We start from the raw sequence: 25,166 nt of genomic DNA, 5'->3' as shown, positions 1-25,166 counted from the left end.
CCGCCGCCCGTGTCACGACGTCCGCTGCCAGGGCCGGCACAGCCCGAGGAAGCAGACCACCGCGCCCACCGCGCACACCACCTGGACGACAGCCATCGGAACGGCCGTGTCCTCGCCCGCGATCCCGACGAGCGGCGAGGCGACGGCACCGATCAGGAACGACGAGGTGCCGAGCAGCGCGGAGGCGGACCCCGCGGCGTGCTTCGTACGCATCAGCGCCTGCGCGTTCGTGTTCGGCATCGCCATCCCCATCGCCGACATCAGCACGAACAGCCCGGCGGCGACCGGGGCCAGGCCCACCTCCCCGAAGACCCCGGTCGTCATCAGCAGCAGCGCGAGCGCGGCGAGCGTGATGACGCAGAGCCCGAAGGTGAGCGCCTTGTCCAGGCTGACCCGGCCGACCAGCAGCTTGCCGTTGATCTGGCCGACGATGATCATGCCGACCGAGTTGATGCCGAAGAGCAGGCTGAACGTCTGCGGCGACGCCCCGTAGATCTCCTGCATGACGAACGGCGACGCGCTCACGTACGAGAAGAGGGTGGCGAAGGCGAGGCTGCCCGCGATCATGTAGCCGGTGAAGACCCGGTCGGCGAGCAGTCCCCGCATGGTGCGCAGCGCGTCGCCGAGGCCACCGGTGTGCCGGTCCTGCGGCGGCAGGGTCTCGCCCAGCCACTTCCAGACGACGAGGGTGAGCGCCAGGCCGACGACGGTGAGGACGGCGAAGATTCCGCGCCAGTCGGTGAACCGCAGCACCTGTCCGCCGATCAGCGGGGCGACGATCGGCGCGACGCCGGAGATGAGCATCAGGGTGGAGAAGAACCTGGCCATCTCCACGCCGTCGTACATGTCGCGCACCACGGCACGGGCGATGACGATGCCCGCCGCACCGGCCAGGCCCTGGAGAAGGCGGAAGCCGATGAGAAGCCCGGTGGTGGGCGCGAAGACGCACATCGCGGTGGCGACGACGTAGATGACCATGCCGAGGAGCAGCGGCCTGCGCCTGCCCCACCGGTCGCTCAGCGGTCCGACGACGACCTGTCCGAGCGCCAGGCCGGTCAGGCAGGCGGTGAGGGTGAGCTGGACGGTGGCGGCAGGAGCGTGCAGGGACTCGGTGACCGCGGGCAGGGCGGGGAGGTACATGTCCATGGAGAGCGGCGGTACCGCGGTGAGGCCGCCGAGGACGAGGGTGACGAGAAGTCCGGTGCGCCTGGCCGCTTCGGCAGCGGCCGGTTTTCCGGGAAGTGCGCCGGTGGCTCCGGGCTCCGAGGCTCCGGTCCCGGCGGTCGGTATGTGTGTGCGTTCCTGCTGGGCCCGGCTTGCGCCGCTCTCCGGCATTCTCATCTCCATGTCGTTGAATCCGCATCTATGCTCTCAGCTCAGCCGGACTGGTCGAGACCTTTTGGGGAGCAGACATGACAGGCACGAGCGGCGCTGTGCGGTGGGGTGTGCTGGCGACCGGCGGTATCGCCGCGGCGTTCACCGAGGATCTCCGGTCGATGCCGGACGCGGAAGTGGTGGCCGTCGCATCTCGGACAGATGCCTCGGCACAGGCGTTCGCGCAGCGGTTCGGGATACCCCGGGCGTACGGCAACTGGGCCGATCTCGCCGCCGACGAGGAGGTCGACGTGGTGTACGTCGCGACGCCGCACTCGGCGCACCGGGAGGCGGCGGCGCTCTGCCTGGAGGCCGGGAAGCACGTGCTCTGCGAGAAGGCGTTCACGCTCAACGCCCGGGAGGCGGACGAGCTGGTGAAGCTCGCCCGGGACCGCGGCCTCTTCCTGATGGAGGCCATGTGGACGTACTGCAACCCGGTCATCCGGCGCATGACGGAGCTGGTGCGGGACGGCGCCATCGGCGACATCCGCTCCGTGCAGGCCGACTTCGGGCTCGCGGGCCCCTTCGGTCCCGAACACCGGCTGCGCGACCGGGCGCTGGGCGGCGGCGCGCTGCTGGATCTCGGGGTCTATCCGGTGTCGTTCGCGCATCTGCTGCTGGGTGAGCCGGACCGGGTGCAGGCCGACGCGGTGCTCTCCCCCGAGGGCGTCGATCTGCACACCGCGATGCTGCTGGGCTGGTCGGAGGCGGGCGCCTCGGCGCTGCTGAACTGTTCGGTCGTCGCGGACACTCCGCAGACCGCGGCGGTCACGGGCTCGAAGGGCCGGATCGAGTTCCCGCGCGGCTTCTTCTACCCGGAGCGGTTCGTGCTGCACCGGGCGGGACACGACCCCGAGGAGTTCACCGCCGGGGCGGCCGGTGCGGGGCTGCGCGGCCTGCAGTTCGAGCAGGCCGAGGTGGCACGGGCGCTGCGGGCGGGCGAGACGGAGTCGCCGCTGGTGCCGCTGGACGGGTCGCTCGCCGTGATGCGGACGCTCGACGCGGTACGTGACCGCATCGGCGTCCGCTACCCGGCCGACGACCTCGGCTGACCGGGGCAGTCCGGGAGGGGCCTCACACAGGGGTGAGGCCCTGGTTCCCGACCTCGGTGACGAACGACCCGGCCGTCGCGAGGGGCGCGCCGGGCGTGGTGACGGCGGACACCGTGCGGTAGTCGGCGCGCGCCCGGTCCCGGCCCAGTGTGACGACGGCGTATCCGCGGCGGCCGTTGAAGAACTTCATGTGCGGGTTGGCCTGCATCTGGTTGTTCCAGCTGCCGGGCCGGTCCGAGCCGTCCTTGCCGCTGGTGATGGAGGTGGCGACGATCTCCGTGCCGACGGTGCGGGACGAGGGGTCGTCGAAGTCCTTCTTCAGGTCGAAGCCGTAGCCGACGTGCACATCGCCGGTCAGCACCATCAGGTTGGCGACCCCGGCGGCCTCGGCGCCCTTCAGGATGCGGCCCCGGGAGGCTGGGTAGCCGTCCCACGCGTCCATGGACACCTTGAAGGCGTCGGTGGGGACGTCGCGCCGCTGGGCGAAGGCGACCTGCTGCGGCACGACGTTCCAGGTGGCCTGCGAGGCGTGCCAGCCGTCGATCAGCCAGCGCTCCTGGGTGGCGCCGGTCATGGTGCGCGACGGGTCCTGGGACTCCGGTCCGGGCGTCTGCCAGCCGTCGCCGTACGCCTGGTCGCTGCGGTACTGGCGGGTGTCGAGGATGTCGAACTGGGCGAGCCGGCCGAACCGCAGGCGCCGGTAGAGCTTCATGTCCGGGCCGGTGGGGCGCTGCGGGGCGCGCAGCGGCTGGTTCTCCCAATACGCGCGGTACGCGGCGGCGCGGCGCAGCAGGAACTCCTCCGGCGGCACGTCGTTCTCGGGAGTGTCGCCCGCGTAGTTGTTCTCGGTCTCGTGGTCGTCCCAGGTGACGACGAAGGGGTGCGCGGCGTGGGCGGCGCGCAGGTCGGGGTCGGACTTGTAGAGGCCGTACCGCAGCCGGTAGTCCTCCAGCGTGACCGTCTCCCGGTTGTAGTGGGCGGGGAGCCTGCGGTCGGCGTACTTACGGGCTCCGCCGGTCGCGTCGACGGCGTACTCGTAGAGGTAGTCGCCGAGGTGGAAGACGACGTCGACGTCCTCCTGGGCGAGGTGCTTGTACGCGGTGAAGTAGCCGTCGTGGTACGCCTGGCAGGAGACGGCGGCCAGGCTCAGCGAGCTGTTGCGGGCACCGTGCGCGGGGGCGGTGCGGGTCCGGCCGACGGGGCTGGTCCACGTCCCGGTGCGGAAGCGGTAGTAGAACACGCGGTCGGCGTCGAGTCCCTTGACCTCGACGTGGACACTGTGGTCGAACTCCGGGTGGGCGGTGGCCGATCCGCGCCGCACGACGCGGGAGAAGCGCTCGTCGCGGGCGAGTTCCCAGCTCACCTGCACCCGGGCCCGGGGCAGTCCGCTGCCGGCCTCGTAGGGACGCGGTGCGAGTCTCGTCCACAGCAGGACCGAGTCGGGAAGCGGGTCACCGGAGGCGACGCCGAGGGTGAACGGGTCGTCGCCGATCTTCCTGGAGTCCAGCTCGGCGGCGCTCGCGGTGCCCGCGGCGGGCAGGTTGACCGAGAAGGCGAGCGCGGCGGCGGCGCCGGTGACGGTGAGGAAGCGGCGTCGCCCGACCTGCTTGGCGGCGTCGCGCAACTCCTGCTGGTGCGATGAATCTGTCATCTGACCCTCCCCTGGCTGGTGGTGTACGCGAGCAGTTCACCGGCTCAGCACATCGAGCGGCTGTCGTGTTCGCGTCGCTCGGGCGTCGCGTGGATGAGGAATGCGGCAGCAATGGGTCCGCGGGGACAAAACACGCATCCGAGACGATGACAATGATCATCTTCGACGCCCGGCCTACGCGTGAACGCGCCGCCGCACGCGCCGTCTTGACCCCATGTGGCCTCACACGCACCCCGGGGAGGAACGGCGTACGCTGCGGCGTCATGAGCAACAAAGCGTTGAATTCCGATGCGAAGACGGCGGTCGTGACGGGTGCGGGCTCCGGGATCGGCCGCGCGGTGGCGCTCGCCCTGACCGGCGCCGGCTGGTCGGTCGCGCTCGCGGGCCGGCGCCCGGAACCCCTCGCCGGGACCGCCGCACTGGCCGGGGAGAACGCCCGGGTGATCACCGTCCCCGCCGATGTGTCGCGCCCCGACGACGTGAGCGCGCTCTTCTCCTCGGTGCGGGAGTGCTTCGGCCGCCTCGATCTGCTCTTCAACAACGCCGGTGCGTTCGGCCCGCGTTCCGTCCCCGTGGAGGACCTCTCGGTGGCGGACTGGCGCTCGGTGGTGGACGTGAACGTGACGGGTGCGTTCCTGTGCGCGCAGGCGGCGTACCGACTGATGAAGGAACAGGACCCGCAGGGCGGCCGGATCATCAACAACGGCTCGATCTCCGCCCATGCGCCGCGCCCCCACTCGGTCGCCTACACCACGACCAAGCACGCCATGACGGGGCTGACGAAGTCGCTGTCGCTGGACGGGCGTCCGTACCGGATCGCCTGCGGGCAGATCGACATCGGCAACGCGGCCACGGACATGACCGAGCAGATGCGGACCGGCATCCTCCAGGCCAACGGCGAACTCGCGGTCGAGCCGGTGATGGCGGCGGCGGACGTGGCCCGGACGGTGCTCCACATGGCGGAGCTGCCGCTGGAGGCGAACATGCAGTTCGCGACGGTCCTGGCGACGGCGATGCCGTACGTGGGCCGCGGCTGACGGGACGCTCCGACGAGCACCCCGGCGCGGGCGGTCGCCCCCCGCGCGCCGGGTGGCCGTGCGCTGCCCTTATGCTGACACTCTTTCACCAAAACTCCACACAAGGAACACAGCATGCGCATACGAACCGTGGCCCCCCTCGCCCTGGCCGCCGCCACCGCTCTGGCCGGCTCGCTGCTCGTCGCGGCCCCCGCCTCCGCCGCCCCGCACCAGGGCGGGCTGCACCTCGGCAAGATCCAGTACGACAGCCCCGGCAAGGACACCCGCAGCAACACGTCCCTCAACGCCGAGTGGGTGGACATCCACAACAACAGCAAGTCGAAGCTGCAGCTCAAGGGCTACAAGCTGAAGGACAACACCGGTTACACGTACACCTTCGGCAGCTACACCATCGCCGCGGGCAAGACCGTCAAGGTCCACACCGGCCGGGGCAAGAACGCCTCGGGCAACGTGTACTGGAACCGCGGTTCGTACGTCTGGAACAACACCGGCGACAAGGCCCGGCTGATCAAGCCGAACGGCAAGCTTCAGGACTCCTGCTCCTGGACGAAGTCGAGCAAGGGCACCAAGAACTGCCACTGAGCCGGGCGACCGCGGCCGGGGCACCCCTTTTTGCCGACGGGAAGGGAATGCCCCGGGCCGCGGCAGGGTTGACCTGCGGCATGAGCCAGATTCCAAGTATCGAGGTCCTGCGTTACACCGCGTTCTCCGCCGACCCGGAGGGCGGCAATCCGGCCGGGGTCGTCCTTGACGCGTCCGGTCTCGACGACGCCGCCATGCTCGCCGTCGCGGCGGAGCTGGGCTACAGCGAGTCGGCGTTCCTGACCGGGCGGGGAGAGCCGGACGGTGCGGGGGCGTCGGGCGGTGCGGGGGCGTCGGGCGCCCGGAAGTACACCATCCGCTACTTCAGCCCGAAGGCCGAGGTCCCGTTCTGCGGCCACGCCACCGTCGCGACGGCCCTGGCGCTCGCCGAGCGCGACGGCCCCGGCGACCTGGTGTTCGGCACGCGCGCGGGCACGGTCCCGGTCACCGTCACCCGGGAGGGCGCCGAACTCCGCGCCACGCTCACCAGCGTCGAACCGGATGTCGCGGACATCGCCCCCGACGACCTGGCGGAGGCGCTCGCCGCCCTGGACTGGCCGGCCGCCGATCTCGACCCGGCACTGCCGCCCCGGATCGCCTTCGCGGGCGCCCGCCATCTGGTGCTGGCCGCCGCGACCCGTGAGCGGCTGGCCGACCTCCGTTACGACTTCGCGCGCCTCGAAGCACTGATGCACCGGCTGGACCTGACGACCCTGCAGCTGGTGTGGCGGGCGGCGCCGGGCGTCTTCCACGTCCGCGACCCGTTCCCGGTCGGCGGCGTCGTCGAGGACCCCGCCACCGGCGCGGCGGCGGCCGCCTTCGGCGCCTATCTGCGCGCCGAGGGCCTCGTTCCCGACACCGCGCTCCTCACCCTCCACCAGGGCGAGGACATGGGCCGCCCCGGCACGCTCACGGTCGAACTGCGGGCGGGCGACGCCCGGGTGCGGGTGAGCGGGACGGGAACCCGCATCGGGGACTGACGGGCCCGCGCCGAGGCGCTCGGCCGGCCGGTCGCGGCTGGCAGGCTGAGCACCATGGACCAGCAGAGCACCCACCGCCCCCGGCAGGACACCCCCCACGACCGGGACCACGAGACCTGGCGGACGATCGACGAGCTGCACGGCTGGCTCGACGCGGAGACCGGCATCCCGCCCGAGCAGGATCTGCTGCTGCGGATGCTGAAGCTGTCGGAGGAGGTCGGCGAGGTCGCCCAGGCCGTCATCGGGGCGACCGGCCAGAACCCGCGCAAGGGCGCCAGCCATTCCTGGCACGATGTGGAGGCCGAGCTCTGCGATGTCATCGTGACGGCGATGGTCGCGCTGCGCACCCTCACCCCCGACGCGGCGGCCGTCTTCGACCGGCATGTGCGACGCGTCGCGGCACGTCCGCGGTCCCCGCTCGGCCCGTCCCGCCGGACCCCCGGCACGGCACCCTGAGAATCACGGAGCCCGGCAGGGCGGCAACGGGTGGCTGAACAACGGGCGACGATCTCTTGGGGCTACGATCGCGGACACCGCAGCGAGACCAGGAGTGCCGACCGTGTCCGAACCGCGCATCGCCGTATCCATCGTCACCATGGGCGACCGCCCGCAGCAGGTCGAGGCCCTGCTGGCCTCGGTGGCCGGGCAGGACGTCCGTCCGGCCCGCCTCGTCGTCGTGGGCAACGGATCGCCCCTCCCGGACTTCGGCGCGTTTCCCGGCCTGTCCGATCTGCCCGGCGGTGTGACGACGATCGAGCTGGCGGAGAACCTGGGTTGCCCCGGGGGCCGCAACGTCGCCCTGGCCAAGCTGGCGGAGTTCGGTGACGTGGATCTCGTCATCGAACTCGACGACGACGGACTCCTGGTCGACAGCGGGGTGTTCCGCAAGGTCCGGGAGCTGTTCGCCGCCGACCCGCAACTCGGCATCATCGGCTTCCGGATCGCCGACGAGCACGGCGAGACCCAGCGCCGTCACGTACCGCGCCTGCGCGCCTCCGACCCGATGCGGCGCGGACCGGTCACCGCGTTCCTGGGCGGCGGCCACGCCTTCTCGATGAAGATGCTCGCCCAGACGGGGCCCTGGCCGGCGGAGTTCTTCTTCACACACGAGGAGACGGACCTGTCCTGGCGGGCGCTCGACGCGGGCTGGAAGATCCTTTACGAGCCCGATCTGCTGCTCCAGCACCCCAAGACCTCCCCGGCCAGGCACTCCGTCTACTACCGGATGACGGCCCGCAACCGGGTCTGGCTGGCCCGCCGGAACCTGCCCCTCCCCCTGGTCCCGGCCTACCTGGGCATCTGGACCCTGCTCACCGTGGCCCGCACCCGGTCGGCGACGGGTCTGCGCGCCTGGGCCGGCGGCTTCGCCGAGGGTGTCCGTACCCCGTGCGGGCGAAGGCAGCCGATGCGGTGGCGCACGGTGTGGCGGATGACGAAACTGGGACGGCCGCCGGTCATCTGATCCGCTTCAGGGTCCGCCGATGACGGGTGGCACGGAGTCAGTCCCGCGACAGGAGTTGCCGATGTCCGTCCGCAGAATCGTCCCCAACATCCGGACCGCCGGTGGCCCCGCCGCCGAAGGGATGGAGCGGAGCGCGGAGTTCTACGGTCTGCTGGGCCTCCAGGAGGTCATGAACCACGGCTGGATCATGACGCTCTCCTCCGCCTCCCACCCCACGGTCCAGCTCAGCATCATGGGCGCCGACGCGACCGCCCCGGTCACACCGGACATGAGCATCGAGGTGGAGGACGTGGACGCGGCCCACGCGGCCATGCTGGAGAGCGGCGCGGAGATCGTGTACCCGTTGCGCGACGAGGAGTGGGGCGTACGCCGCTTCTTCGTCCGCGACCCGAACGGCCGCGTCGTCAACGTGCTGGGCCACCGCTGACGGCCCCCTGCCCGGCCACGCCGTCGCCGTCGTACGGGAGGATCTTCCGCAGCAGGCCCCTGGGGTGGCCCCGTTTGCGCCATTCCCGCGGGTAGCCGATGGAGACCTCCTCGAAGCGCACTCCGTCGTACCAGGTCGTGCGGGGGATGTGCAGATGGCCGTAGACCATCGCCGCCACGTTGAAGCGCCGGTGCCAGTCGGCGGTGAGCCGCGTGCCGCACCACTGGGCGAACTCGGGGTACCACAGGACGTCCATCGGTTCGCGCACCAGGGGCCAGTGCCCGGCGATGACCAGCGGGACCTCCGGGTCATGTGCCGCGAGGCGCCGTTCCGTCTCCGCCACCCGAGCCCGGCACCAGGCGTCGCGGCTCGGGTACGGGTCGGGGTGCAGCAGGTACTCGTCGGTGCACACCACCCCCGTCCGGCGCGCGTACGCCAGGGACTCCTCCTTGGTCGTGGTGCCCGGCGCCCGGAAGCTGTAGTCGTACAGCACGAACACGGGCGCGACGGCCACCGGCCCGCCGGGGCCCGGCCACAACGGGTACGGGTCCTCCGGAGTGGCCACCCCGAGGCTCCGGCACAGCCCGACCAGGTGCTCGTACCGCTCCTGGCCCCGCAGCCGGACCGGATCGCGTTCCGGCGTCCACAACTCATGGTTCCCCGGGGTCCAGATCACCCGGGCGAACCGGTCCGCGAGCAGCCGCAACGCCCACTCCACGTCCGCCATCCGCTCCGCGACGTCACCGGCGACGATCAGCCAGTCCTCGTCGGAATCGGGCCGCAGGGACTCGATGAGGGGGCGGTTGTCCGCCACCCCCACATGAAGGTCGCTCACCGCCAGCAGCGAGCCGGTGCTTCCATCGGTGCGATCGGACATGCAGAACCTTCCCGCCGAGGTGCCTGAACGAAATACTGCCCCACCGCGGACCGGCCCGGCTGCCGGAACTGGCGGCCGGAACGAGCGGAGGGATGATGGAGACGTCCGTGGGCGCGGCGAGGGACCGCCGGCAGGGCCGTGAGAGGGAGCTGAGAACGAGGTGGACGGCAAGACCCTCCCGGGCGCACCCGGGCACAACGGGCTCCCGTTCGCGGACAGCGCGGCCGGGGCCCTGCTCGATGCGGACGGACTCGTCATCGGCTGGACACCCGCGGCGGAGGAGCTGTTCGCGCTTCCGGCCGAGCAGGTCTGCGGCCGTCCCGCCGTGGAGCTGCTCGCGGACCCGGCGGCCGGTCCCGAACCGCCGGCCGGATACCGGGAGACCGCCTGGTCCGGCGAGGCCGTGGTGCGCACCGGCCGGGGCGAGGACCTGGGCATCGTCTTCCACGCGCTGCCGCTGGCGTCCGCCGACGGCGCGACCGGGTACCTCGTGCTCTGGGCTCCGGTCGGGACGGTCGACCGCTGGCGGCAGGACCAGGCGTTCACCCGGGAACTCTTCCTGCAGGACCGGCTGGGTCTCGCCGTGTTCGACGCGGAGCTGCGGCTGGTCAGGACCAACACCCAGCTGCTGCCGTACACCGGCCTCCCGCCGGACCTGCGCAACCGGCGCCTGGGGGACTTCCTGCAGGCCGAGGGCGCCGAGGCGGTCGAACGACGGCTGCGCGAGGTGCTGCGGACCGGCCGGCCGCTGATCCTGGCGGAGGAGACGGTACGGACCATCGAGGATCCCGGCGGCGGGGTGGTGATGGCCATCTCGGCGTTCCGGCTCCAGGCACCGGACGGGCAGGTCTTCGGCGTCACCGCGCTGTTCACGGACGTCACCGAGCAGCGCCGCTCGGACGAGCGCCTGGCTATTCTGCATCAGGCCACCGCGGCCGTCGGCGGATCGCTGTCCGTCGCCGGTACCGGTGAGGAACTGGCCGCCGTGCTGGTGCCCGGACTGGCCGACCTCGCCGTGGTGGAGATCGCGGAGTCGGTGTTCACGGGCGAGGAGCCCGCTCCCGGCGAGGACGGGCTGCTGCCGCTGCGCCTGACCGCGGCGGCCGGGGAGCGGGCGGCGGAGGTGCCGACCGGCACCGTGGTCCCGGCCGATGCCCACTGCGCCCCGGCCGTCGGCCGTTCCCCGGCGTCGATGACCGCCCCGCTGCGGGCCCGGGGCATCTTCCTCGGCCGGGTGACCGTCCGGCGCGGCCCCGATCGGCCCGGCTACGCATCGGCCGACCTGGACCTCCTGTGCGAGATCGCCGCTCGTGCGGCCCTCGCGCTGGACAACGCCCGCCGCTACACCCGGGAGCACCGGGCAGCCGTCGGCCTGCAGCGCAGTCTGCTGCCGCCCGCGCAGGCCGAGACCGTCGCCGTGACCACCTCCGGCTTCTATCTGCCGGCCGATACCGCCACCGGCGTCGGCGGCGACTGGTTCGACGTGATCCCGCTGTCCTCCGCCCGGGTCGCCCTGGTCGCCGGGGACGTGGTCGGCCACGGCCTGGGGGCCACCGCCACCATGGGGCGGCTCCGTACCGCCGTCCGCACCCTCGCCGACCTCGATCTCGAACCGGACGAGCTGATGGTCCACCTCGACGACCTGGTCTCCCAGCTCCGCGACGAGCCCAACGAGCCCGACGAGCCCGACGAACCCGACCGGCCCGGCGGACCCGTTCGGCCCAGCCGGCCGGACGACGGCGGGGCACCCGGCGGCCACCGGGCCGACCCGATCGGCGCCACCTGCCTGTACGCCGTCTACGACCCGGTCTCCCGGCGCTGCGCGATGGTCTCCGCCGGGCACCCCCCGCCCGCCGTCGTGGCCCCGGACGGGACCGTCTCGTACGTGCCCCTGAACCCCGGTCCGCCGTTGGGCGTCAATGGTCTGCCCTTCGAGGTGGCAGAGGTCGAACTGGCGCCCGGCAGCCTCCTCGTGCTCTACACCGACGGGCTGATCGAGGGACGCGACAGCGACCTCGACGAGGGCATGGCCGAACTGAGCCGCCGACTGTCCCGGCCGGGCACCACCACCGCACCGCTGCGGGAGCTCGGCCAGGAGATCGTCTCCGGCCGTCCCGCGCACCAACTCGCCGACGACGTCACCCTGCTGCTCGCCCGCACCCACGCGGTGCCGCCCGGGAACACGGCGGTCTGGCCCGTGGACGCCGACCCGGTCGCCGTCGCCCGGGTACGGCAGGACGCGGCCCGGCAGCTGCGTGCCTGGGGACTGGAGGAGCTCGTCTTCACCACCGAACTGGTGCTGAGCGAGCTGGTCACCAACGCCATCCGCCATGCCGGCGGCCCGGTCGAGGTGCGGCTGATCCGAGCGGGACAGCTGACCTGCGAGGTCTCCGACCCCAGCGCCACCCAGCCCCGCATGCGCCGGGCCCTCCTCACCGACGAGGGGGGCCGCGGCCTGTATCTGGTCGCCCAGCTCACCACGCGCTGGGGCAGCCGCTACACCCGGCGCGGCAAGACGATCTGGGCCGAGCAGCCGATCCCGGACACCCCGCACGCCCCTCGTGCTCGGAGCGGCTGATCCACGCACATGCGAAGCGGCTGGTCCACGCACGCTCGGAGCGGCTGGTCCATCCGCGTCTTCATCGGCGGCAACCCGATGCGTCATCACCCCATGGCCGCGAAAGCCGCCCCCGACTGCCAGGCGGATACGCGGAAGTGGCCGATCACGCCTTCCCTCCGCGCGCTCGGCGCTCTCCGCACTCGCCGTGCCATCGCGTGTCGAGTCCGCCGGGCGCGCCGTACGCCCGGAGCCACCGGTACGGCTCCGGTGCCGGGTCCTCGACGTAAGCCGGTCCGGTCGGCCCGCGCCGAGCGGCTCAACGGCCCGCACTCCACGAGGAGATCGAGAGCGAGCCGGTCGTTGACGGCCCGGACGAGTCCGGGCCGGGCGGAGCGACGTGTCATGTCATTTCGCTTTCGGTACGCAGGAGTCGGGAGCCGGCCCGCGCGGACAGCCCTGAGGTGCACGGGCGTCGAGCCACGCGCCGCGCATCGGCCCGAAAGGCCACCGACGGGGAGGGACATGACGCTCTTTCAAACAGGGAGCCTGCCTGTTTGAAACGAACCCTGACCCGGGACCGGCGAGGCCGTCAACCCCGCCGGAAGGTATCCATCGGATCCTTTTCCCGTTCGTGACCAGGGGCGCAGTCGCGCTCGTACTCCCCCTCCGAGAGACCGGCAGCGGCCCGAGCGGCCTCTTGAGTCCCCCAACGCCCCCATGCTAGAAAACGCTTACCACGCTGGCCTTCCCGCACTGGCTCACTCTTCCCCCGGAGCTTCGATGACATCTGCCTGGTCCCGTCGTGCCCTGCTGGCCACGGGCGGCGGTGCGGCGCTCGCCCTCGGCCTGCCGACCGCCGCGTCCGCGTCCGACTCCGCCTCCCCCTCGGCCCCCTCGCCCGCCACCGCCGCTGCCGGCGCCGCCGACGAATTCGCCGCCCTTCGTGCGAAGTGGCGCGATCTTTACCTGGGGACCGGCTTCAGCCCGACCGCCGAGCCGTTCAAGTCCAAGCTCGCCGACCTCGGCGCCCAGGCCACCGGTTACCGCTCCACGATGGCCCCCGCGCCCGGTTCCCTCTGGCCGGACCTGGTCTATCTCGACCCCGACCCGGACACCGACACCGAATCGTTCGGCTTCTCCGCCAACATGAACACCGGCTACAACCGGCTGCGCACCATGGCGGAGGCGTACTCCCAGCCCGGCACCGGGGTCACCGGCGACACCGGCCTGCGGGACGCGGTCATCACCGGCCTCGACCACCTCCACGCCGACGTCTTCAACGAGACGACCACCCGCTACGGGAACTGGTGGAACTGGCAGATCGGCGCGCCCCAGGCGCTCATGGACACCTGTGTGCTGCTCCACGACGCCCTGACGGACGCCCAGCGGGCCGCCTACTGCAAGGCGGTCGACAAGTTCCTGCCCGACTCCGCCGTCGGCTCGTACACCGGCACCAGCACCGGTGCCAACCGCGTCGACCTGTGCCGCGGCATGATCCTGCGCGGCATCGTCGGTGCCGACGCCGCCAAGGTCACGCTGGCGGTCGCCGCGCTCTCGCCGGTCTTCCCGTACGTCACGACGGGCGACGGCTTCTACCCGGACGGCTCCTTCGTCCAGCACACCTCCATCCCGTACATCGGTGGCTACGGCGCGGTCCTCAACGACGGGCTCGGCCGGCTCTTCGCCCTGCTGCGCGGCTCGACCTGGGAGATCACCGATCCGGGCAGCCGGCAGTTCCTCGACACCATCGACGCGGCCATCGCCCCGTTCATCTACGACGGCCTGATGATGGACAACGTCTCGGGACGCGGCATCACCCGCGTCGGTTCCAGCGACCACACCCGCGCCCACGGCGTCATGGCCTCCATCGTGCTGCTCGGCATGGGCGCCGGCCCCGAGGAGAACGCCCGCTGGCGCGCCATGGTCAAGGGCTGGCTGAAGCGCGACTACTACGCCCCGGCGCTCAAGGACGGCTCCCTGAGCCTGGTCAACACCGCCCGGCTGCAGACGCTGCTGGACGACGCGACCGTCACCGCGTCGCCGGAGCCGTCCGCGCACCGCGTCTTCCACAACATGGACCGGGTGACCCACCGCCGCCGTGGCTGGGGCGCCGGTCTCTCCATGGCCTCCGAGCGGATCGCCCACTACGAGTTCGGCAACGGGGAGAACAAGCGCGGCTGGCACACCGGTGCGGGCTGGCTGCAGTGGTGGGGCGACGGCGCGGGTCTTGAGCAGTACTCGGACGCGTACTGGCCGACCGTCGACCCGTACCGGCTGCCCGGCACCACCGTCTCCCGGAAGCGGCTCGCCGACGGGCAGGGCGGCGCCTGGGCCAACCCGGTGCCGGGCACGCAGTGGGTCGGCGGCACCGGCGACGGCGAGTTCGGCACCACCGGCCAGCATCTCCAGGGCCTGGCCAGCACGATGCATGCCCGCAAGTCGTGGTTCTGGCTGGACGACAGCGTGGTCTGCCTCGGTTCCGGCATCACCTCCGCCGACGGCGCCGGCGTCGAGACGGTCGTCGACAACCGCTGCCTCGGCGCGAGCGGTACGCAGCGGCTACTGCTCGACGGCCGGGCTCAGCCCACCACCCAGGGCTGGACCACCACCCGCACCACCACCTGGGCCCACCTCGACCGGCATGCCGGTTACGTCTTCCCGGGCGGGACCGAACTGCACGCGCTGCGCGAGGAGCGCACCGGCGCCTGGAAGGACATCAACGACGGCGGCACCGCCACGCCCAACACCCGTCGCTACCTGACCCTTTGGCAGGACCACGGCACCGACCCGGCGGACAGCACCTACGCGTACATCCTGCTGCCGGGCGCGAGCAGCACGCGCACCGCCGCCCGTGCCAAGGACACCGGCTGGCTGCAGATCCTCGCCAATGACGCCGGGCGCACCGGCATCCGTGTGCCCTCCCTCGGTTTCACCGGCGTCAACTTCTGGGCGGCGGGCACGGCGGGCAAGGTCACCGCGAGTGCGCCGGTCTGCGTGCAGATCCACGAGAAGCGCGACGGCACCGCCACGATCTGCGTCTCCGACCCGTCCCGCACCGTCACCGGCCTCACCCTCACCTGGCGGCGGCCCGTCAAGTCCGTCCTGTCCAAGGCGGACAGCGTCGGCGACGTCCGGACCGGCTCGTCGGTGACCGTGACCTACGGCGACCTGAGCAAGAGCCGCGGCGCCACGCACACGGTGCGCGTCCGGGTGCGGTGATCACGCGCCGCGTGCGGTGATCGTGCGGTGGTCACCGGCCGGGCTCCGTGGTCGCGGGCCGGGCTCCGTGATCTCCGGGCCGGGCTCCGTGATCACGGGCCTGCCCGGCGCGCCCCCCGGGCATCGGCGGGAGATCCTGGATGCCGGGCTTGCGGTTGCCGCAGCGGCAGCTTCTACCGTCCTGACCAGGGCCGGAGAGGCCGGCCCGGTGAGGTGATCGTGAGAGGAGGCGGCGATGGTCTGGCCGATCGAGGAGGTCGCCCGGATGTCGGGCGTGACGGCCCGGACGCTGCGGCACTACGACGAGATCGGCCTGCTGCCGCCCGCGGGGATCGGCTCCAACGGCCACCGCCGCTACGGGGAGGGCGAGCTGCTGCGGCTGCAGCAGATCCTCGTGCTGCGGGCACTGGGCCTGGGTCTGCCCGAGATCGGGCGGATCCTGGCCGCGCAGGTCGATGAGGTGGAGGCCCTGCGCGGTCACCACCGCCGGCTCCTCGCCGAGCGCGACCGGATCGACGCGCTGGCCGGCACCGTCTCCCGCACGATCACCGAACTGGAGGAGTCCAGAAAGGACGGTGGACCCATGACCGCCATCAACCGACCGGAGAACCTCTTCGAGGGCGTTCGGCCCGCCCAGTACGAGGCGAGCCTGCGCGACTTCCCCGAGCTGGCCGAGGAGATCGGCCGGCACACCTCGACGATGAGCGAGGCGCAGATCGAGGCCGGACACCGCGAGCGCACGGCGCAGATGATCCGACTGGCCGAGCTGCTGGCCGCGGGGGTGCCCGCCGGGGCCGATCCGGTGCAGGCCGAGATCGAGGCCCAGCACCGGGCCCTGACCGCACTGCGGAGGGTCTCCGCCGAGGAGTTCCGCGCGATCGGGCGTTCCTGCGTGGAGAACGAGCAGTGGCGCGCGGCGTACGAGTCGATCGCGCCGGGCCTGGCCGCGTATCAGCGGGACGCCATCGAGGCGTACGCCGCGAACCGGCTGAGCTGAACCGGACGGGGGTGCCGCCGCGGGAACGGGTCCGCGGCGGCACCCCCCGCTCCCGCCCCGGCTCACCCGATGTCGTCGGGCCCGCGCCGGAGGCCGGCTTCGAGCAGGGCCACCAGGTGCCCGGCCCGCTCCCGCTCGTTCTGTCGGTCGTGCCCGCCGGTCATGAGCAGGTGGTGGAGGGTCCCGACCAGGGCGAGTGCCGCGGCGGCGGTGTCGGCTCCTTGGGCGATCCGGCCGCCGTGCCGTTCCGCGTCCAGGTAGTCGGTGATCGCGTCCTGGACCGTGTCGAAGCCCGGCGCACCGCCCTCCAACGCCTCCCGGATGCGCAAGGACGCCGCGGGACGGGTGAGTGCCAGGCCGGCGACGGTGGGGCCGGCCGAGGACAGCAGCGCGAGAGCGGTACCGAGGAGGTTCTCCGCGACGGTGCCCTGCCCCGCCCTCCCCCGGAGCTCCTCGGCGTGCCGGGCCACTCGCGCGAACCGGTCCAGGACCAACTCCGCGACAAACTCGTCCAGTCCGTCGAAATGGGCGTGCAGAAGGCCCTTCGCGCAGCCGGCCTCACCCGTGATCGCCCTGCTCGTCAGGGCTCCCGGCCCCTCGCGTTCCAGCACCCGCTCGGCGGCGGCGAACAGCCGCTCACGGACGTCCGGGATCGTCACACCACGCGGTGACATGGCACCCCTTCCTCTTGACCTGTTTACAGTATGGGCGATTGCCCATACCTTGAATGGGCGCCCGCCCATACTAGTTGTCCCACACCTCCGGGCGCCCGCATTCATCGGGGAGCACCCATGCGACACATAGCCAACACGGAGCAGGAGCAGGCATGGAACGGTTACGAGGGGACGTACTGGGCCGATAACCAGGACCGCTGGGACCGTGTGAACGCGGGATTCAACGAACCCCTGCTCGCCGCCGCGGAGATCGCCGAACGGGACCGCGTCCTCGACATCGGCTGCGGGGCGGGGTGCACCACCCGTCTCGCCGCACGACGGGCCGGCGGCGGGCGGGCGTCGGGCCTGGACCTGTCGGCCCCGATGCTCGCCCGTGCGCGGGAGTCCGCGCGGCACGAGGCGCTCGGCAATGTGACGTTCGAGCAGGCGGACGCCCAGGTCCATCCCTTCGGGCCCGGCACCTTCGACGTCGCGATCAGCCGCTTCGGAGTGATGTTCTTCGCCGATCCCGTCGCCGCCTTCACCAATATCGGGCGGGCTCTGCGCCCCGGCGGCCGGATCGCCTTCGTCTGCCCCGCGGAGCCCGACCGGACCGAGTGGCTTCAGGCCGTCCGGGGGCTGCGCGACCTGCTGCCCGTCGGCGGACTGGGCGCCCCGGGAGGTCCCGGCATGTTCTCGCTGGCGAACCCGGCGACCGTGCGCGACGTGCTGTCCCGGGCCGGGTACGAGGCGATCGGCACCGCACCCGCCGAGGCGTACGGGACATGGGGCCGGGACGCCGCCGACGCGGCCGGCTTCGTGCTGGAATCGGGTCCCGGCCGGCACCTGATGGACCAGGTCGGGGAGGACGTCCGGGACCGGGCCCGGCGCAGGCTCGTCGACCTTCTGCGCCCCCACGAGCGGGAGGGGGCGCTCCAACTGCTCACCACCGCCTGGCTGGTCACCGCCCGACGGCCCGGGTGACCGGTGGGCGGCGTCCGCTGCCGGGGCGGACACCCGCCCTCGGCAGCGGGCGCCGCCCGGCCGCGGTCATCGGCGGACAGCCGCCCCTTTTCAGGCTGCGCCCTTTTCCGACGTTTCGCCGCCGCCCACGCCCTCGGCGGCGGGTGCGGGTGCGGGTGCGCTGCGCAGGGTCAGCAGGGCGGCGAGGGCGCCGGCCACGGCGAGGGCCGCGGCTCCCAGGAAGGCGGCGGAGAAGCCGTTGGTGAGGGCCACCGGGTCCCCGGGTTCGCGGGCGCCGTGCGCGGCGGCGAGTGCGGTCATGGCGGCGAGGCCGAGGGCGGAGCCGACCTGGTAGCTGGTGTTGACGATCCCCGAGGCGAGGCCGCCCTCCTCCGGGCGGGCGCTGGAGAGCGCGGTACCGAGCGACGGAATGAACGCCAGCGACATGCCCACCGCCGAGAGCAGGGACGCGGGCAGGACGTCGACGAGGAAGTTCCCGTCCGGACGGGCGAGCGAGAGCCAGAACATGCCCGCACCGAGCGCGAGGAGCCCCAGGACGATGAGGGGCTTGGGCCCGAACCGGGAGATCAGGCGGGGCGCCAGGACGATCATCATGATCATGATGGCGACGGTCATGGGCAACAGCGCGGAGCCGGAGGCGAAGGCGCCCAGTCCCAGGACCTGTTGCAGGTAGAGGTTGAGGAAGAACCACATGGGTATCCACGCGGCGGCCATGAGCAGCTGGGCGATGTTGGCACCGGCCAGGTTGGGCGCCCGCCAGATCCCCAGCCGCATCAGCGGTTCGCGCCGCCTGGACTGGATCGCGACGAACGCGACGATCAGTGCCGCACCGGCCAGAAGAACCAGCCAGGTCTCGGCGGAACCCCAACCGGTCTCGGGAGCGCGGACGATGGCGTAGACGGCGGCGGCGAGACCCGCCGTGACGGTGACCGCGCCGGCCAGGTCGATCGAGCCGCGTCGCCCCGTACCCGAAGGCATGACGGCGGGCGTGGCGGCCAGGACGATCAGGGCGACGGGGATGTTGATGTAGAACACCCAGGGCCAGCTGGCGTACTGGGTGATGACCCCGCCGAGGAAGACTCCCGCGGTCCCGCCGGCCGGGGCGGCCGCGCCGTACAGGGCGAAGGCCTTGCCCAGCTCCTGAGGCCGTGAGCCGAACAGCGTCATCAGCAGGGTGAGGGCGGACGGGGCGATCAGCGCGGCACCCACGCCCTGCAGGGCCCGCCCGGTCAGCTCGACCCAGACCTCGCCCGCGAGGCCCGCGGTCAGGGAGCCCGCGGCGAGGACGACCCATCCGGCACTGAACAGGCGCCTGGCGCCGAGCAGGTCCGACAGCCGCCCGCCGAGCAGCAACAGCCCTCCGAAGGCGACGACATAGGCGTTGAACACCCACGACAGGTTCTCCTGGGAGAAGCCCAGGTCGGCCTGCATCTCGGGCAGGGCCACGCCGATGATCGACGTATCCATGATGACGATGAACTGGGCCAGAGCGATCAGGGCGAGCGCGGACCATCTCCGCGAATCGGTTGACGCGGTTGGTGCGGCTGACACGGCCATTGCAAGCACTCCTATACGGGAGGGGGGTATCTATGCGTCGTGAATATACCCCCTGGGGGTATCAATGGCCAGTGTTGGCGACACGAGGACGAGTGGCGGGATCCAGCCGGAGCCGAATGACCCACCGAGCCTTCGTTCGATAGCTTGGGCAAGGAAGTTGACGGATCGCCACAGATCCTTATCAACCAGATGGAACCCGCACGAAAAGAGCAAAAATGACAGAGACGTATCGCGCTGTGGAGTTCTCGGAGTACGGAGGTCCCGAGGTCTTACGCGTGGTGGACCGCGAGCTGCCCCACCCGGGTCCCGGGCAGGTACTGGTGGAGGTCCGCGCCGCCGGGGTGAATCCGCTGGACTGGCAGCTGCGCAGCGGAGCCGTCGCGGCGATGATGCCGGTGGAGTTCCCCTCGGTGCCCGGCGGCGACGTCGCCGGTGTCGTGGCGGAGGTCGGTGCGGACGTGACCGACTTCGCCGCGGGCGACGAGGTCTTCGGCTCGATCGGCTCCGGAGGCTACGCCGAGTTCGCACTGGCGCCCGCGGCACAGCTCGCGCGGAAGCCCGAGGGCGTGTCCTGGGAGGTCGCGGCCGGACTCCCGGTGGCCGTCAACACGGCGTACCAGGTGCTCGCGGACCTCGGGGTGAAGGCCGGGGAGACCCTGGTCGTGGACGGGGCCGCCGGCGGCGTCGGGTCCGTGGCCGTGCAGATCGCCAGGCATCTCGGCGCGACCGTGATCGGTACGGCCGGCGAACACAATCACGCGTATCTCCGCTCGCTCGGCGCCGAGCCCGTGACGTACGGCGAGGGCTTCGCCGAGCGGGCCCGCGCCGTCGCGGTGAAGGGCGTGGACGCGGCGTTCGACGCCGCCGGGAAGGGATCGCTGCCGGCCCTCGTCGAACTGACCGGCGACCCGGAGCGCGTGGTCACCATCGCCGATCACCGGGCGGCGGAGCACGGCGTACGTTTCGCGTTCGCCGGCCCCGACGCGATCCGTGAGCGCCTTGAGCAGGCGGCCGCACTGGTAGTGAGCGGCGGACTCACCCTGTCCGTGGCGAGGACGTACCCCTTGTCCCGGGCCGCCGACGCCCACCGGGAGAGCGCGGGCGGCCATGTGCGCGGCAAGCTGATCATCGTGCCGAACTGACGGAAGAAGCCGCCCCACCAGCAGGCTGCGGCCATCACGCCTATCGTTAAAGGATGATTAAAGCCGAGCATGAGACCGGTCCCCAAGGGGCGCTTGTCTGCCCGGTCTGCAAGCAGCCCGTGACCGCGGTTGTGAAGAGACGGCACAAGAGCCTCGGAATCTTCGTACCCGTGTGGCACCCCGGCCCCTGCCACAACCCCGAATGCCCCGAATACCTGGAGGCCCCGGCCCCGGCCCCGGAGCAAGCCGACCACCAGGACACCTGACACGGCCGAGTCCGGTGAGTCGCCCGCCTCCCGGCGTGCGGCTCATCGGGCGCGCCGCGAATCCGGCAGTACGCGCTCACGGCGAGTGTCCCCAGTCCGACGGAAAAGGGCCCTTGGCCAGGAAATTCACTGACCAGGGACCCCTGTGGCAGACGAGTCGGGCTGTACGCCGGGAACAGTCACCGCAACGCTATGACCTGCACGAACATGAAGGAAGGACACTTCCGTGGCTACCTTCATGGCTACGTAAGGAGACGCCCCGTCCAGGTCAGCCCGGACGGGGCGTCGTCGTTCCGGAGGTCAGAAGGTCTGCTCGACGCGCTCGAAGATGTCCGCGTCCGTCTCTTGCTGCCAGGCCGGCAGGTCGGCCCAGTCTGCGACGTATCCGGGCTTCGGGTCCTCGAAGTGCTTGAACATCTGGGCGGTCCAACAGATGGCGACGAACCGGCCCTTCTGCTCGCGGGTGAGCCGTGCGGCGTGCCCTTCGCTGATCCTGATGAAGTCGCGCACCTGTCCGTACACGGCGGCGGCAGCTTCGCGCTCCCACTCGGGCGTCTCGTCCCACGGCGTGACGTAGCCGGGCTTCGGTTCACCGGGGTAGTGCCTGGTCACCCCGGCGATCCACGCCTCGCGGAAGATCCGACCGTCACTCATGCGCGTGTCCCTCTCGTCATGCGGTACGCGGAAGCGCCGCGATTCGATGATCCAGGTCCGAGACTCGGCCATCGGCCATGAGCGGGGCAAGACGCCCTCGAAGTCCGTCCAGCTTCTTGCCGATGAATCCCGAGTTCGACCGGTCGGCCAGGCCGAGCACTGCCTCCGCGTACTGCACGACCTGATCGACGTCGCCCCGGTGGGCCCCGAGGACGGCAAGGTCACTCAGGACTGCGGCACGACGGCGCAGAGAGAGGGGTTGGGCAAGGGCTGCGGTGAGAGCGTCCTCCGCGAGGTCGGGGCGGCCGAGCTGGAGGCAGCAGGCCCCTCGTTCCTCGGGGAGGCGGGAACCGTCGAAGCGGAGCCAGCCACCATTGTGGGAGTGGCCGTCGAGGGAGTGCACTTTCTCGGCTTCGTCGAGAGCCCGGGCGCAGCCGTCGATGTCGCCCATGGCCGCGTGCACCTGGGCCTGGACGGCGGAGACCCAGTGTCGGGTGGACAGGGCGCTGTCGCCCCGCCGGGCGATCCGGGAGGCCACTGCCAGCAGGGGCTGGGCAGCAGGCGCGCGGCGGGCGTACAGCTCGACGTAGGCGTGGCGGGTCATGGCGCGGGCCCAGAGGTCGTGGTCACCACCGGCATGGGCGGCGTTGGCGGCCAGTGTGTAGCACTGGGCGGCGTCGGTGTACCGGTTGGCGTCGAAGAAGAGTTCACCGGCGAGCTGGTAGAGGTCGGCCGCCATGGTGCACAGCCGGGCCCGGTCCGCTGCGGTGCGCGCCTCGGCCAGGCCCTTCGTCAGGACGTCGAGTTGCCTGCGGACCGCTGGGAAGACGGCCTGCTTGGAGTCCGAGAGGGTGAAGACCTGCCACAGGCTGCGATGCAGATCCTCCCCTGACTCCAGGAGCGCCGCCGCCGTATGCCCCTGAGGAACCTCGCCTGAATCGGGAAGGGCGACCAGCGCGCTTGTGACAGCGAGCAGACCCAGGACATCGCGGCGCTTCATATCGTCATCTTCACCGTGGAGGAGGGTTAGGGTGTCAGGGAGCACGGCCGTTTCGGCCGGCTGTTCTTCGACGAGAAGCCCTTCCAGCTCGGAGAGGGTGACTCCCAACAGGCTGGCGATCTTGGGCCGTTGGTGCGGCTGTGGTGTGGCACGGCCACCCTCCCAGCGGATCACGGTGGACACGGCCACTGTGAGCGCTTCGGCGAATTCCTCCTGAGAGTAACCCTGCGACGCTCGCCGGTCGGCAAAACGCCTACGTCTTAATGCCATTGGTCTCCCCTCACGAAGAGCACCTTCCCCGCTTGCACCACCCAATGCCCGGAAAACGCCTGGGAGGTGCCCGGGGTCCGCTCTGGGAGACGGTAACGGATCGTCGTTCACTGGTCACATGCCGCTCGGAGGTCAAAGGACCTCCCGGACGGCTCCCCATACGAGAGGAGTGACCGCGTGACGACCTCCGAACTGCCCCGCAGAAACCCTGGCTCCAGCGGCCGTACGTGCACGCCGCCGGAGCCCCGGCCGGGTGCGCCGAGCCGGGCTCTGCGGGTACGGGCGGCTGGCGGCTGGGAGAGGTTCATGCGCCGCGTCGAGACCCGGCAGGAGACGGAGACGTGAACCCGGTCGGCCCCGACGGCTACGAGCAGCACCCGCTCCTGAACACGAACGTCCGCGACATCGCCTCACGCGGGGAGGGTGTGCTCGTCGCCGTCACGCACGAGCTCCACAACCACGGCACGATCCGGGTCGCGCACATCCGGCCCGTGTCCGGAGTCGAGTGGACGACCGCCGCCGACAACATCCAGGCCGCTCGCCTCTGAGCCGCTGCCCGCAGATCGCCGTCCGCACCCAGACTCCGCCCCCACAGGCGGCTATCCGGCCCAGCCTGCCGAGGGCGAACGCCCGCCTCCAGTGTGACTTCCGATCCCATGCCAGACGTCACGTCGGGGGTGGGCCATCAAGTGCCGGACCGCACAAGACGGTCCGTGACAGGCACGGCGAGCGGTTCAACAAGCTGATGGACGACGCGTCCGACAAGGCGACCTTGTCGACCTCGGACTGGCACAGACTCCCACCCGGCCGCCGACCGGCGTAAGAGCCTTCGGCCAGCGGGCCGAGCATCACTTCGCCCAGCCGGGCGAAGTGAATCCGCAGAAAGGAACAGCACGATGCCCGAGATCCCGAGTGCTGACCGGGACGGCTCCATCGACCTGCCCAGAAAGCTGGAAGAGGATCTGATCGAGATCGGAAGCAGGCTCCCTGCTTGGAGTGTGGAGGGCACCTTCCTGGCGGACTCCACGATCGAGCGGTACCGGGCCAAACTGGACTCAGCTTCGCTGTTCGGTGAAATCAGGGGTCGCCTTCTCTCCCAGCTGAAGGGTGCGGCCGGCGGATACGCCGTGATGCGTCTGCGGAACATCGCTCAGGCGCTGGGCGTCGGGGACCAGTTCCTCCGCTTGGCAACGGCGATTCTCGCCGAAGTGGCAATCCCCTTCCAGCCGTTCCAGCGGTGGCCGCTGTGGAAGGAGATCGGGACCAACCTCAACGCCAATCCCGGCCTGTCCACCGGTACGGGGTACAACGCATTCCACATGGACTTGGTCAACGCGACCCAGCCGCCGGACTACACCACGCTTCTGTGCGTCCGACCCGACCCACTCGGAGCTGGCGCGAGCATCCTCTCCAACGCTCGGGAGGCCGTATCTCGCCTGACGCCATCGAGTCGCGCCCTCCTGGCCGACGTGGCGTACAGCTACGGAGGCTTCTTCGAGCTGTCTGACGTCGGCGAGGAGTACAAGCCGTTCCCCGTCCTGGACGGCGAATCCGAGGTCTCCGGGTTCGTCCGGTTCACGGCCAAGATGCTCACCGAGTCCGGACTCGATGAGGCACACGCCTACGCCGCCAGGGAGCTTGCGGACCAGATGGTCGCTGGTCAGGTCGCCTTCACACTCCAGCGCGGTGACCTGTACCGGACCAGCGACAACTTGTTGGAGGACAGCGATCCCGCCTGGTGGGACCTGTACACCGCAAGCGGCTCGGGCAGACCCCGGGCGTCAGCGCCGTCGCGCATGATCGACAGCCACAGGGCGTAGTCCTGTCGCTTCCGCATCTCCGGCATCAGCCGCGTGCCGAGGACGGTGCGGTCGTACATGGCGGTCAGAGCGCCGATGTGGTCCCGGACCAGCATCGCGCGGTAGTCCACGTGTTCCCGCGCCCGGACCACGCGCCCGTTCGGGATGAAGTCGATGCCCTCGCCCTCGTAATCGGCGTCCATCTTGAAGTACGAGGTGAACGTCAGAGGCGCACTACCCGCCGCAGCAAATTCGATTTGCCGCTCAGTCTTCTCCGGAAGCCACATGTCGTCACTGTCGAGAAAGGCGACGTAATCCCCCCGGGCCCGCTCGATAGCGAGGTTGCGTGCCCGGCCGGCACCGCCCTGTTCCGGTGCCGATTCCGGCAAGACGCGCTTGTCCTGCCGGGCGAACTCCATGAGCAGGTCCATGGAGCCATCGGAAGACTTGTCGTCGGTGACCAGCAGCTCCAGGTCGCTGTGGGTCTGCGAGAGCACCGACCGAACCGCTGTGCCAAGAGTCGCTGCCGAGTTGTACACGGGCATCACGACGGACACCAGGGGCACAGCGCTTCTCCTTGCTAGGCCAAAGACGACGGTCCATTCAAGCACTGGAATTGTGAG

Annotated in this window: 21 protein-coding genes and 3 pseudogenes; 15 read left to right on the top strand and 9 right to left on the bottom strand. The window is 71.2% G+C overall.

Annotation, left to right across the window (positions count from 1 at the left end; translation table 11 throughout):
* Window positions 1-12: 12 nt before the first annotated feature.
* Window positions 13-1,335, bottom strand: coding sequence for a multidrug effflux MFS transporter (locus OG611_RS15655; protein ID WP_266419960.1), 1,323 nt, complete (start codon window positions 1,333-1,335; stop codon window positions 13-15).
* 77 nt (window positions 1,336-1,412) lie between these two features.
* Between OG611_RS15655 and OG611_RS15650 the strand changes: the two genes are divergently transcribed.
* On the top strand, window positions 1,413-2,426 hold the full coding sequence (locus OG611_RS15650) for a Gfo/Idh/MocA family protein (RefSeq protein WP_266419957.1): 1,014 nt from the start codon (window positions 1,413-1,415) through the stop codon (window positions 2,424-2,426).
* Window positions 2,427-2,448: 22 nt separating this feature from the next.
* Here OG611_RS15650 and OG611_RS15645 read toward each other — a convergent pair whose 3' ends face one another.
* On the bottom strand, window positions 2,449-4,077 hold the full coding sequence (locus OG611_RS15645; protein ID WP_266419955.1) for an alkaline phosphatase: 1,629 nt from the start codon (window positions 4,075-4,077) through the stop codon (window positions 2,449-2,451).
* A 263-nt stretch (window positions 4,078-4,340) separates the two neighbouring features.
* Between OG611_RS15645 and OG611_RS15640 the strand changes: the two genes are divergently transcribed.
* From OG611_RS15640 to OG611_RS15615, 6 genes are all read left to right on the top strand, one after another.
* Complete coding sequence (locus OG611_RS15640; protein WP_266419952.1) at window positions 4,341-5,114, top strand: SDR family oxidoreductase; 774 nt, start codon at window positions 4,341-4,343, stop codon at window positions 5,112-5,114.
* A 114-nt stretch (window positions 5,115-5,228) separates the two neighbouring features.
* Window positions 5,229-5,696, top strand: coding sequence for a lamin tail domain-containing protein (locus OG611_RS15635; protein WP_266419949.1), 468 nt, complete (start codon window positions 5,229-5,231; stop codon window positions 5,694-5,696).
* A gap of 80 nt (window positions 5,697-5,776) precedes the next feature.
* Window positions 5,777-6,676 carry a PhzF family phenazine biosynthesis protein gene (locus OG611_RS15630; protein ID WP_266419946.1) on the top strand — a complete coding sequence of 300 codons (900 nt, stop codon included), beginning with the start codon at window positions 5,777-5,779 and terminating at the stop codon, window positions 6,674-6,676.
* A gap of 54 nt (window positions 6,677-6,730) precedes the next feature.
* The gene (locus tag OG611_RS15625; protein ID WP_266419943.1) at window positions 6,731-7,132 is read left to right on the top strand and encodes a MazG-like family protein; all 402 of its coding nucleotides are present in this window, start codon (window positions 6,731-6,733) and stop codon (window positions 7,130-7,132) included.
* Window positions 7,133-7,235: 103 nt separating this feature from the next.
* A complete protein-coding gene (locus tag OG611_RS15620; RefSeq protein ID WP_266419940.1) occupies window positions 7,236-8,138 on the top strand; it encodes a glycosyltransferase family 2 protein in 903 nt (300 codons plus the stop codon).
* Between the two features lie 61 nt (window positions 8,139-8,199).
* Window positions 8,200-8,565, top strand: coding sequence for a VOC family protein (locus tag OG611_RS15615; RefSeq protein ID WP_266419937.1), 366 nt, complete (start codon window positions 8,200-8,202; stop codon window positions 8,563-8,565).
* Here OG611_RS15615 and OG611_RS15610 read toward each other — a convergent pair.
* A complete protein-coding gene (locus OG611_RS15610) occupies window positions 8,543-9,442 on the bottom strand; it encodes a metallophosphoesterase (protein ID WP_266419935.1) in 900 nt (299 codons plus the stop codon). The genes OG611_RS15615 and OG611_RS15610 overlap by 23 nt on opposite strands.
* A gap of 160 nt (window positions 9,443-9,602) precedes the next feature.
* Here OG611_RS15610 and OG611_RS15605 point away from each other — a divergent pair, with 160 nt between their 5' ends.
* From OG611_RS15605 to OG611_RS15595, 3 genes are all read left to right on the top strand, one after another.
* Entirely contained in the window at window positions 9,603-12,020 is a 2,418-nt protein-coding gene (locus OG611_RS15605; RefSeq protein WP_266419932.1) for a SpoIIE family protein phosphatase, read from the top strand.
* A 762-nt stretch (window positions 12,021-12,782) separates the two neighbouring features.
* On the top strand, window positions 12,783-15,221 hold the full coding sequence (locus OG611_RS15600; protein WP_266419930.1) for a polysaccharide lyase 8 family protein: 2,439 nt from the start codon (window positions 12,783-12,785) through the stop codon (window positions 15,219-15,221).
* Window positions 15,222-15,456: 235 nt separating this feature from the next.
* The gene (locus OG611_RS15595; RefSeq protein ID WP_266419927.1) at window positions 15,457-16,218 is read left to right on the top strand and encodes a MerR family transcriptional regulator; all 762 of its coding nucleotides are present in this window, start codon (window positions 15,457-15,459) and stop codon (window positions 16,216-16,218) included.
* Between the two features lie 62 nt (window positions 16,219-16,280).
* Here the strand turns inward: OG611_RS15595 and OG611_RS15590 are convergent, their stop codons facing one another.
* Entirely contained in the window at window positions 16,281-16,892 is a 612-nt protein-coding gene (locus OG611_RS15590; RefSeq protein ID WP_266419924.1) for a TetR/AcrR family transcriptional regulator, read from the bottom strand.
* Window positions 16,893-17,009: 117 nt separating this feature from the next.
* Between OG611_RS15590 and OG611_RS15585 the strand changes: the two genes are divergently transcribed.
* Complete coding sequence (locus OG611_RS15585) at window positions 17,010-17,855, top strand: class I SAM-dependent methyltransferase (protein WP_266419921.1); 846 nt, start codon at window positions 17,010-17,012, stop codon at window positions 17,853-17,855.
* Window positions 17,856-17,945: 90 nt separating this feature from the next.
* Here the strand turns inward: OG611_RS15585 and OG611_RS15580 are convergent, their stop codons facing one another.
* Window positions 17,946-19,406, bottom strand: a complete 1,461-nt coding sequence (locus OG611_RS15580; protein ID WP_266419919.1) for an MFS transporter — start codon at window positions 19,404-19,406, stop codon at window positions 17,946-17,948.
* Window positions 19,407-19,627: 221 nt separating this feature from the next.
* Between OG611_RS15580 and OG611_RS15575 the strand changes: the two genes are divergently transcribed.
* On the top strand, window positions 19,628-20,554 hold the full coding sequence (locus OG611_RS15575) for an NADP-dependent oxidoreductase (RefSeq protein ID WP_266419917.1): 927 nt from the start codon (window positions 19,628-19,630) through the stop codon (window positions 20,552-20,554).
* 566 nt (window positions 20,555-21,120) lie between these two features.
* Here the strand turns inward: OG611_RS15575 and OG611_RS15565 are convergent.
* From OG611_RS15565 to OG611_RS15555, 3 genes and pseudogenes are all read right to left on the bottom strand, one after another.
* Window positions 21,121-21,474 (bottom strand): hypothetical protein, encoded by a 354-nt coding sequence (locus tag OG611_RS15565; RefSeq protein WP_266419911.1) that lies wholly within the window; start codon window positions 21,472-21,474, stop codon window positions 21,121-21,123.
* Window positions 21,475-21,490: 16 nt separating this feature from the next.
* Window positions 21,491-22,474, bottom strand: a complete 984-nt coding sequence (locus tag OG611_RS15560) for a transcriptional regulator (protein WP_266425918.1) — start codon at window positions 22,472-22,474, stop codon at window positions 21,491-21,493.
* A gap of 141 nt (window positions 22,475-22,615) precedes the next feature.
* A pseudogene (locus OG611_RS15555) lies at window positions 22,616-22,744 on the bottom strand (helix-turn-helix domain-containing protein); the annotation flags it as partial.
* 177 nt (window positions 22,745-22,921) lie between these two features.
* Between OG611_RS15555 and OG611_RS15550 the strand changes: the two are divergent.
* From OG611_RS15550 to OG611_RS15540, 3 genes and pseudogenes are all read left to right on the top strand, one after another.
* Window positions 22,922-23,089: a hypothetical protein gene (locus tag OG611_RS15550; RefSeq protein WP_266419909.1), complete on the top strand. Its 168-nt coding sequence runs from the start codon at window positions 22,922-22,924 to the stop codon at window positions 23,087-23,089.
* Window positions 23,086-23,292 carry a hypothetical protein gene (locus OG611_RS15545; RefSeq protein WP_266419907.1) on the top strand — a complete coding sequence of 69 codons (207 nt, stop codon included), beginning with the start codon at window positions 23,086-23,088 and terminating at the stop codon, window positions 23,290-23,292. The genes OG611_RS15550 and OG611_RS15545 overlap by 4 nt, the downstream gene beginning before the upstream one ends.
* Window positions 23,293-23,640: 348 nt before the next feature.
* A pseudogene (locus OG611_RS15540) lies at window positions 23,641-24,378 on the top strand (TauD/TfdA family dioxygenase); the annotation flags it as partial.
* A gap of 59 nt (window positions 24,379-24,437) precedes the next feature.
* Here OG611_RS15540 and OG611_RS15535 read toward each other — a convergent pair.
* Window positions 24,438-25,109, bottom strand: a pseudogene (locus OG611_RS15535) (glycosyltransferase family 2 protein); the annotation flags it as partial.
* Window positions 25,110-25,166: the final 57 nt, after the last annotated feature.

Origin of the sequence: Streptomyces sp. NBC_01363 (assembly GCF_026340595.1) — a bacterium.
Taxonomy (GTDB): Bacteria; Actinomycetota; Actinomycetes; order Streptomycetales; family Streptomycetaceae; genus Streptomyces.
Note: the sequence above shows the minus strand (reverse complement) of the source record. Positions and strands in the feature narration are given on the sequence as shown.

Bases quoted from the DNA above. Each gene is read 5' to 3' on its own strand.
- OG611_RS15655 (WP_266419960.1), bottom strand. From the start codon at position 1,335: ATGCCGGAGAGCGGCGCAAGCCGGGCCCAGCAGGAACGCACACACATA.
- OG611_RS15650 (WP_266419957.1), top strand. From the start codon at position 1,413: ATGACAGGCACGAGCGGCGCTGTGCGGTGGGGTGTGCTGGCGACCGGC.
- OG611_RS15645 (WP_266419955.1), bottom strand. From the start codon at position 4,077: ATGACAGATTCATCGCACCAGCAGGAGTTGCGCGACGCCGCCAAGCAG.
- OG611_RS15640 (WP_266419952.1), top strand. From the start codon at position 4,341: ATGAGCAACAAAGCGTTGAATTCCGATGCGAAGACGGCGGTCGTGACG.
- OG611_RS15635 (WP_266419949.1), top strand. From the start codon at position 5,229: ATGCGCATACGAACCGTGGCCCCCCTCGCCCTGGCCGCCGCCACCGCT.
- OG611_RS15630 (WP_266419946.1), top strand. From the start codon at position 5,777: ATGAGCCAGATTCCAAGTATCGAGGTCCTGCGTTACACCGCGTTCTCC.
- OG611_RS15625 (WP_266419943.1), top strand. From the start codon at position 6,731: ATGGACCAGCAGAGCACCCACCGCCCCCGGCAGGACACCCCCCACGAC.
- OG611_RS15615 (WP_266419937.1), top strand. From the start codon at position 8,200: ATGTCCGTCCGCAGAATCGTCCCCAACATCCGGACCGCCGGTGGCCCC.
- OG611_RS15610 (WP_266419935.1), bottom strand. From the start codon at position 9,442: ATGTCCGATCGCACCGATGGAAGCACCGGCTCGCTGCTGGCGGTGAGC.
- OG611_RS15600 (WP_266419930.1), top strand. From the start codon at position 12,783: ATGACATCTGCCTGGTCCCGTCGTGCCCTGCTGGCCACGGGCGGCGGT.
- OG611_RS15595 (WP_266419927.1), top strand. From the start codon at position 15,457: ATGGTCTGGCCGATCGAGGAGGTCGCCCGGATGTCGGGCGTGACGGCC.
- OG611_RS15590 (WP_266419924.1), bottom strand. From the start codon at position 16,892: ATGTCACCGCGTGGTGTGACGATCCCGGACGTCCGTGAGCGGCTGTTC.
- OG611_RS15585 (WP_266419921.1), top strand. From the start codon at position 17,010: ATGCGACACATAGCCAACACGGAGCAGGAGCAGGCATGGAACGGTTAC.
- OG611_RS15575 (WP_266419917.1), top strand. From the start codon at position 19,628: ATGACAGAGACGTATCGCGCTGTGGAGTTCTCGGAGTACGGAGGTCCC.
- OG611_RS15565 (WP_266419911.1), bottom strand. From the start codon at position 21,474: ATGAGTGACGGTCGGATCTTCCGCGAGGCGTGGATCGCCGGGGTGACC.
- OG611_RS15560 (WP_266425918.1), bottom strand. From the start codon at position 22,474: ATGAAGCGCCGCGATGTCCTGGGTCTGCTCGCTGTCACAAGCGCGCTG.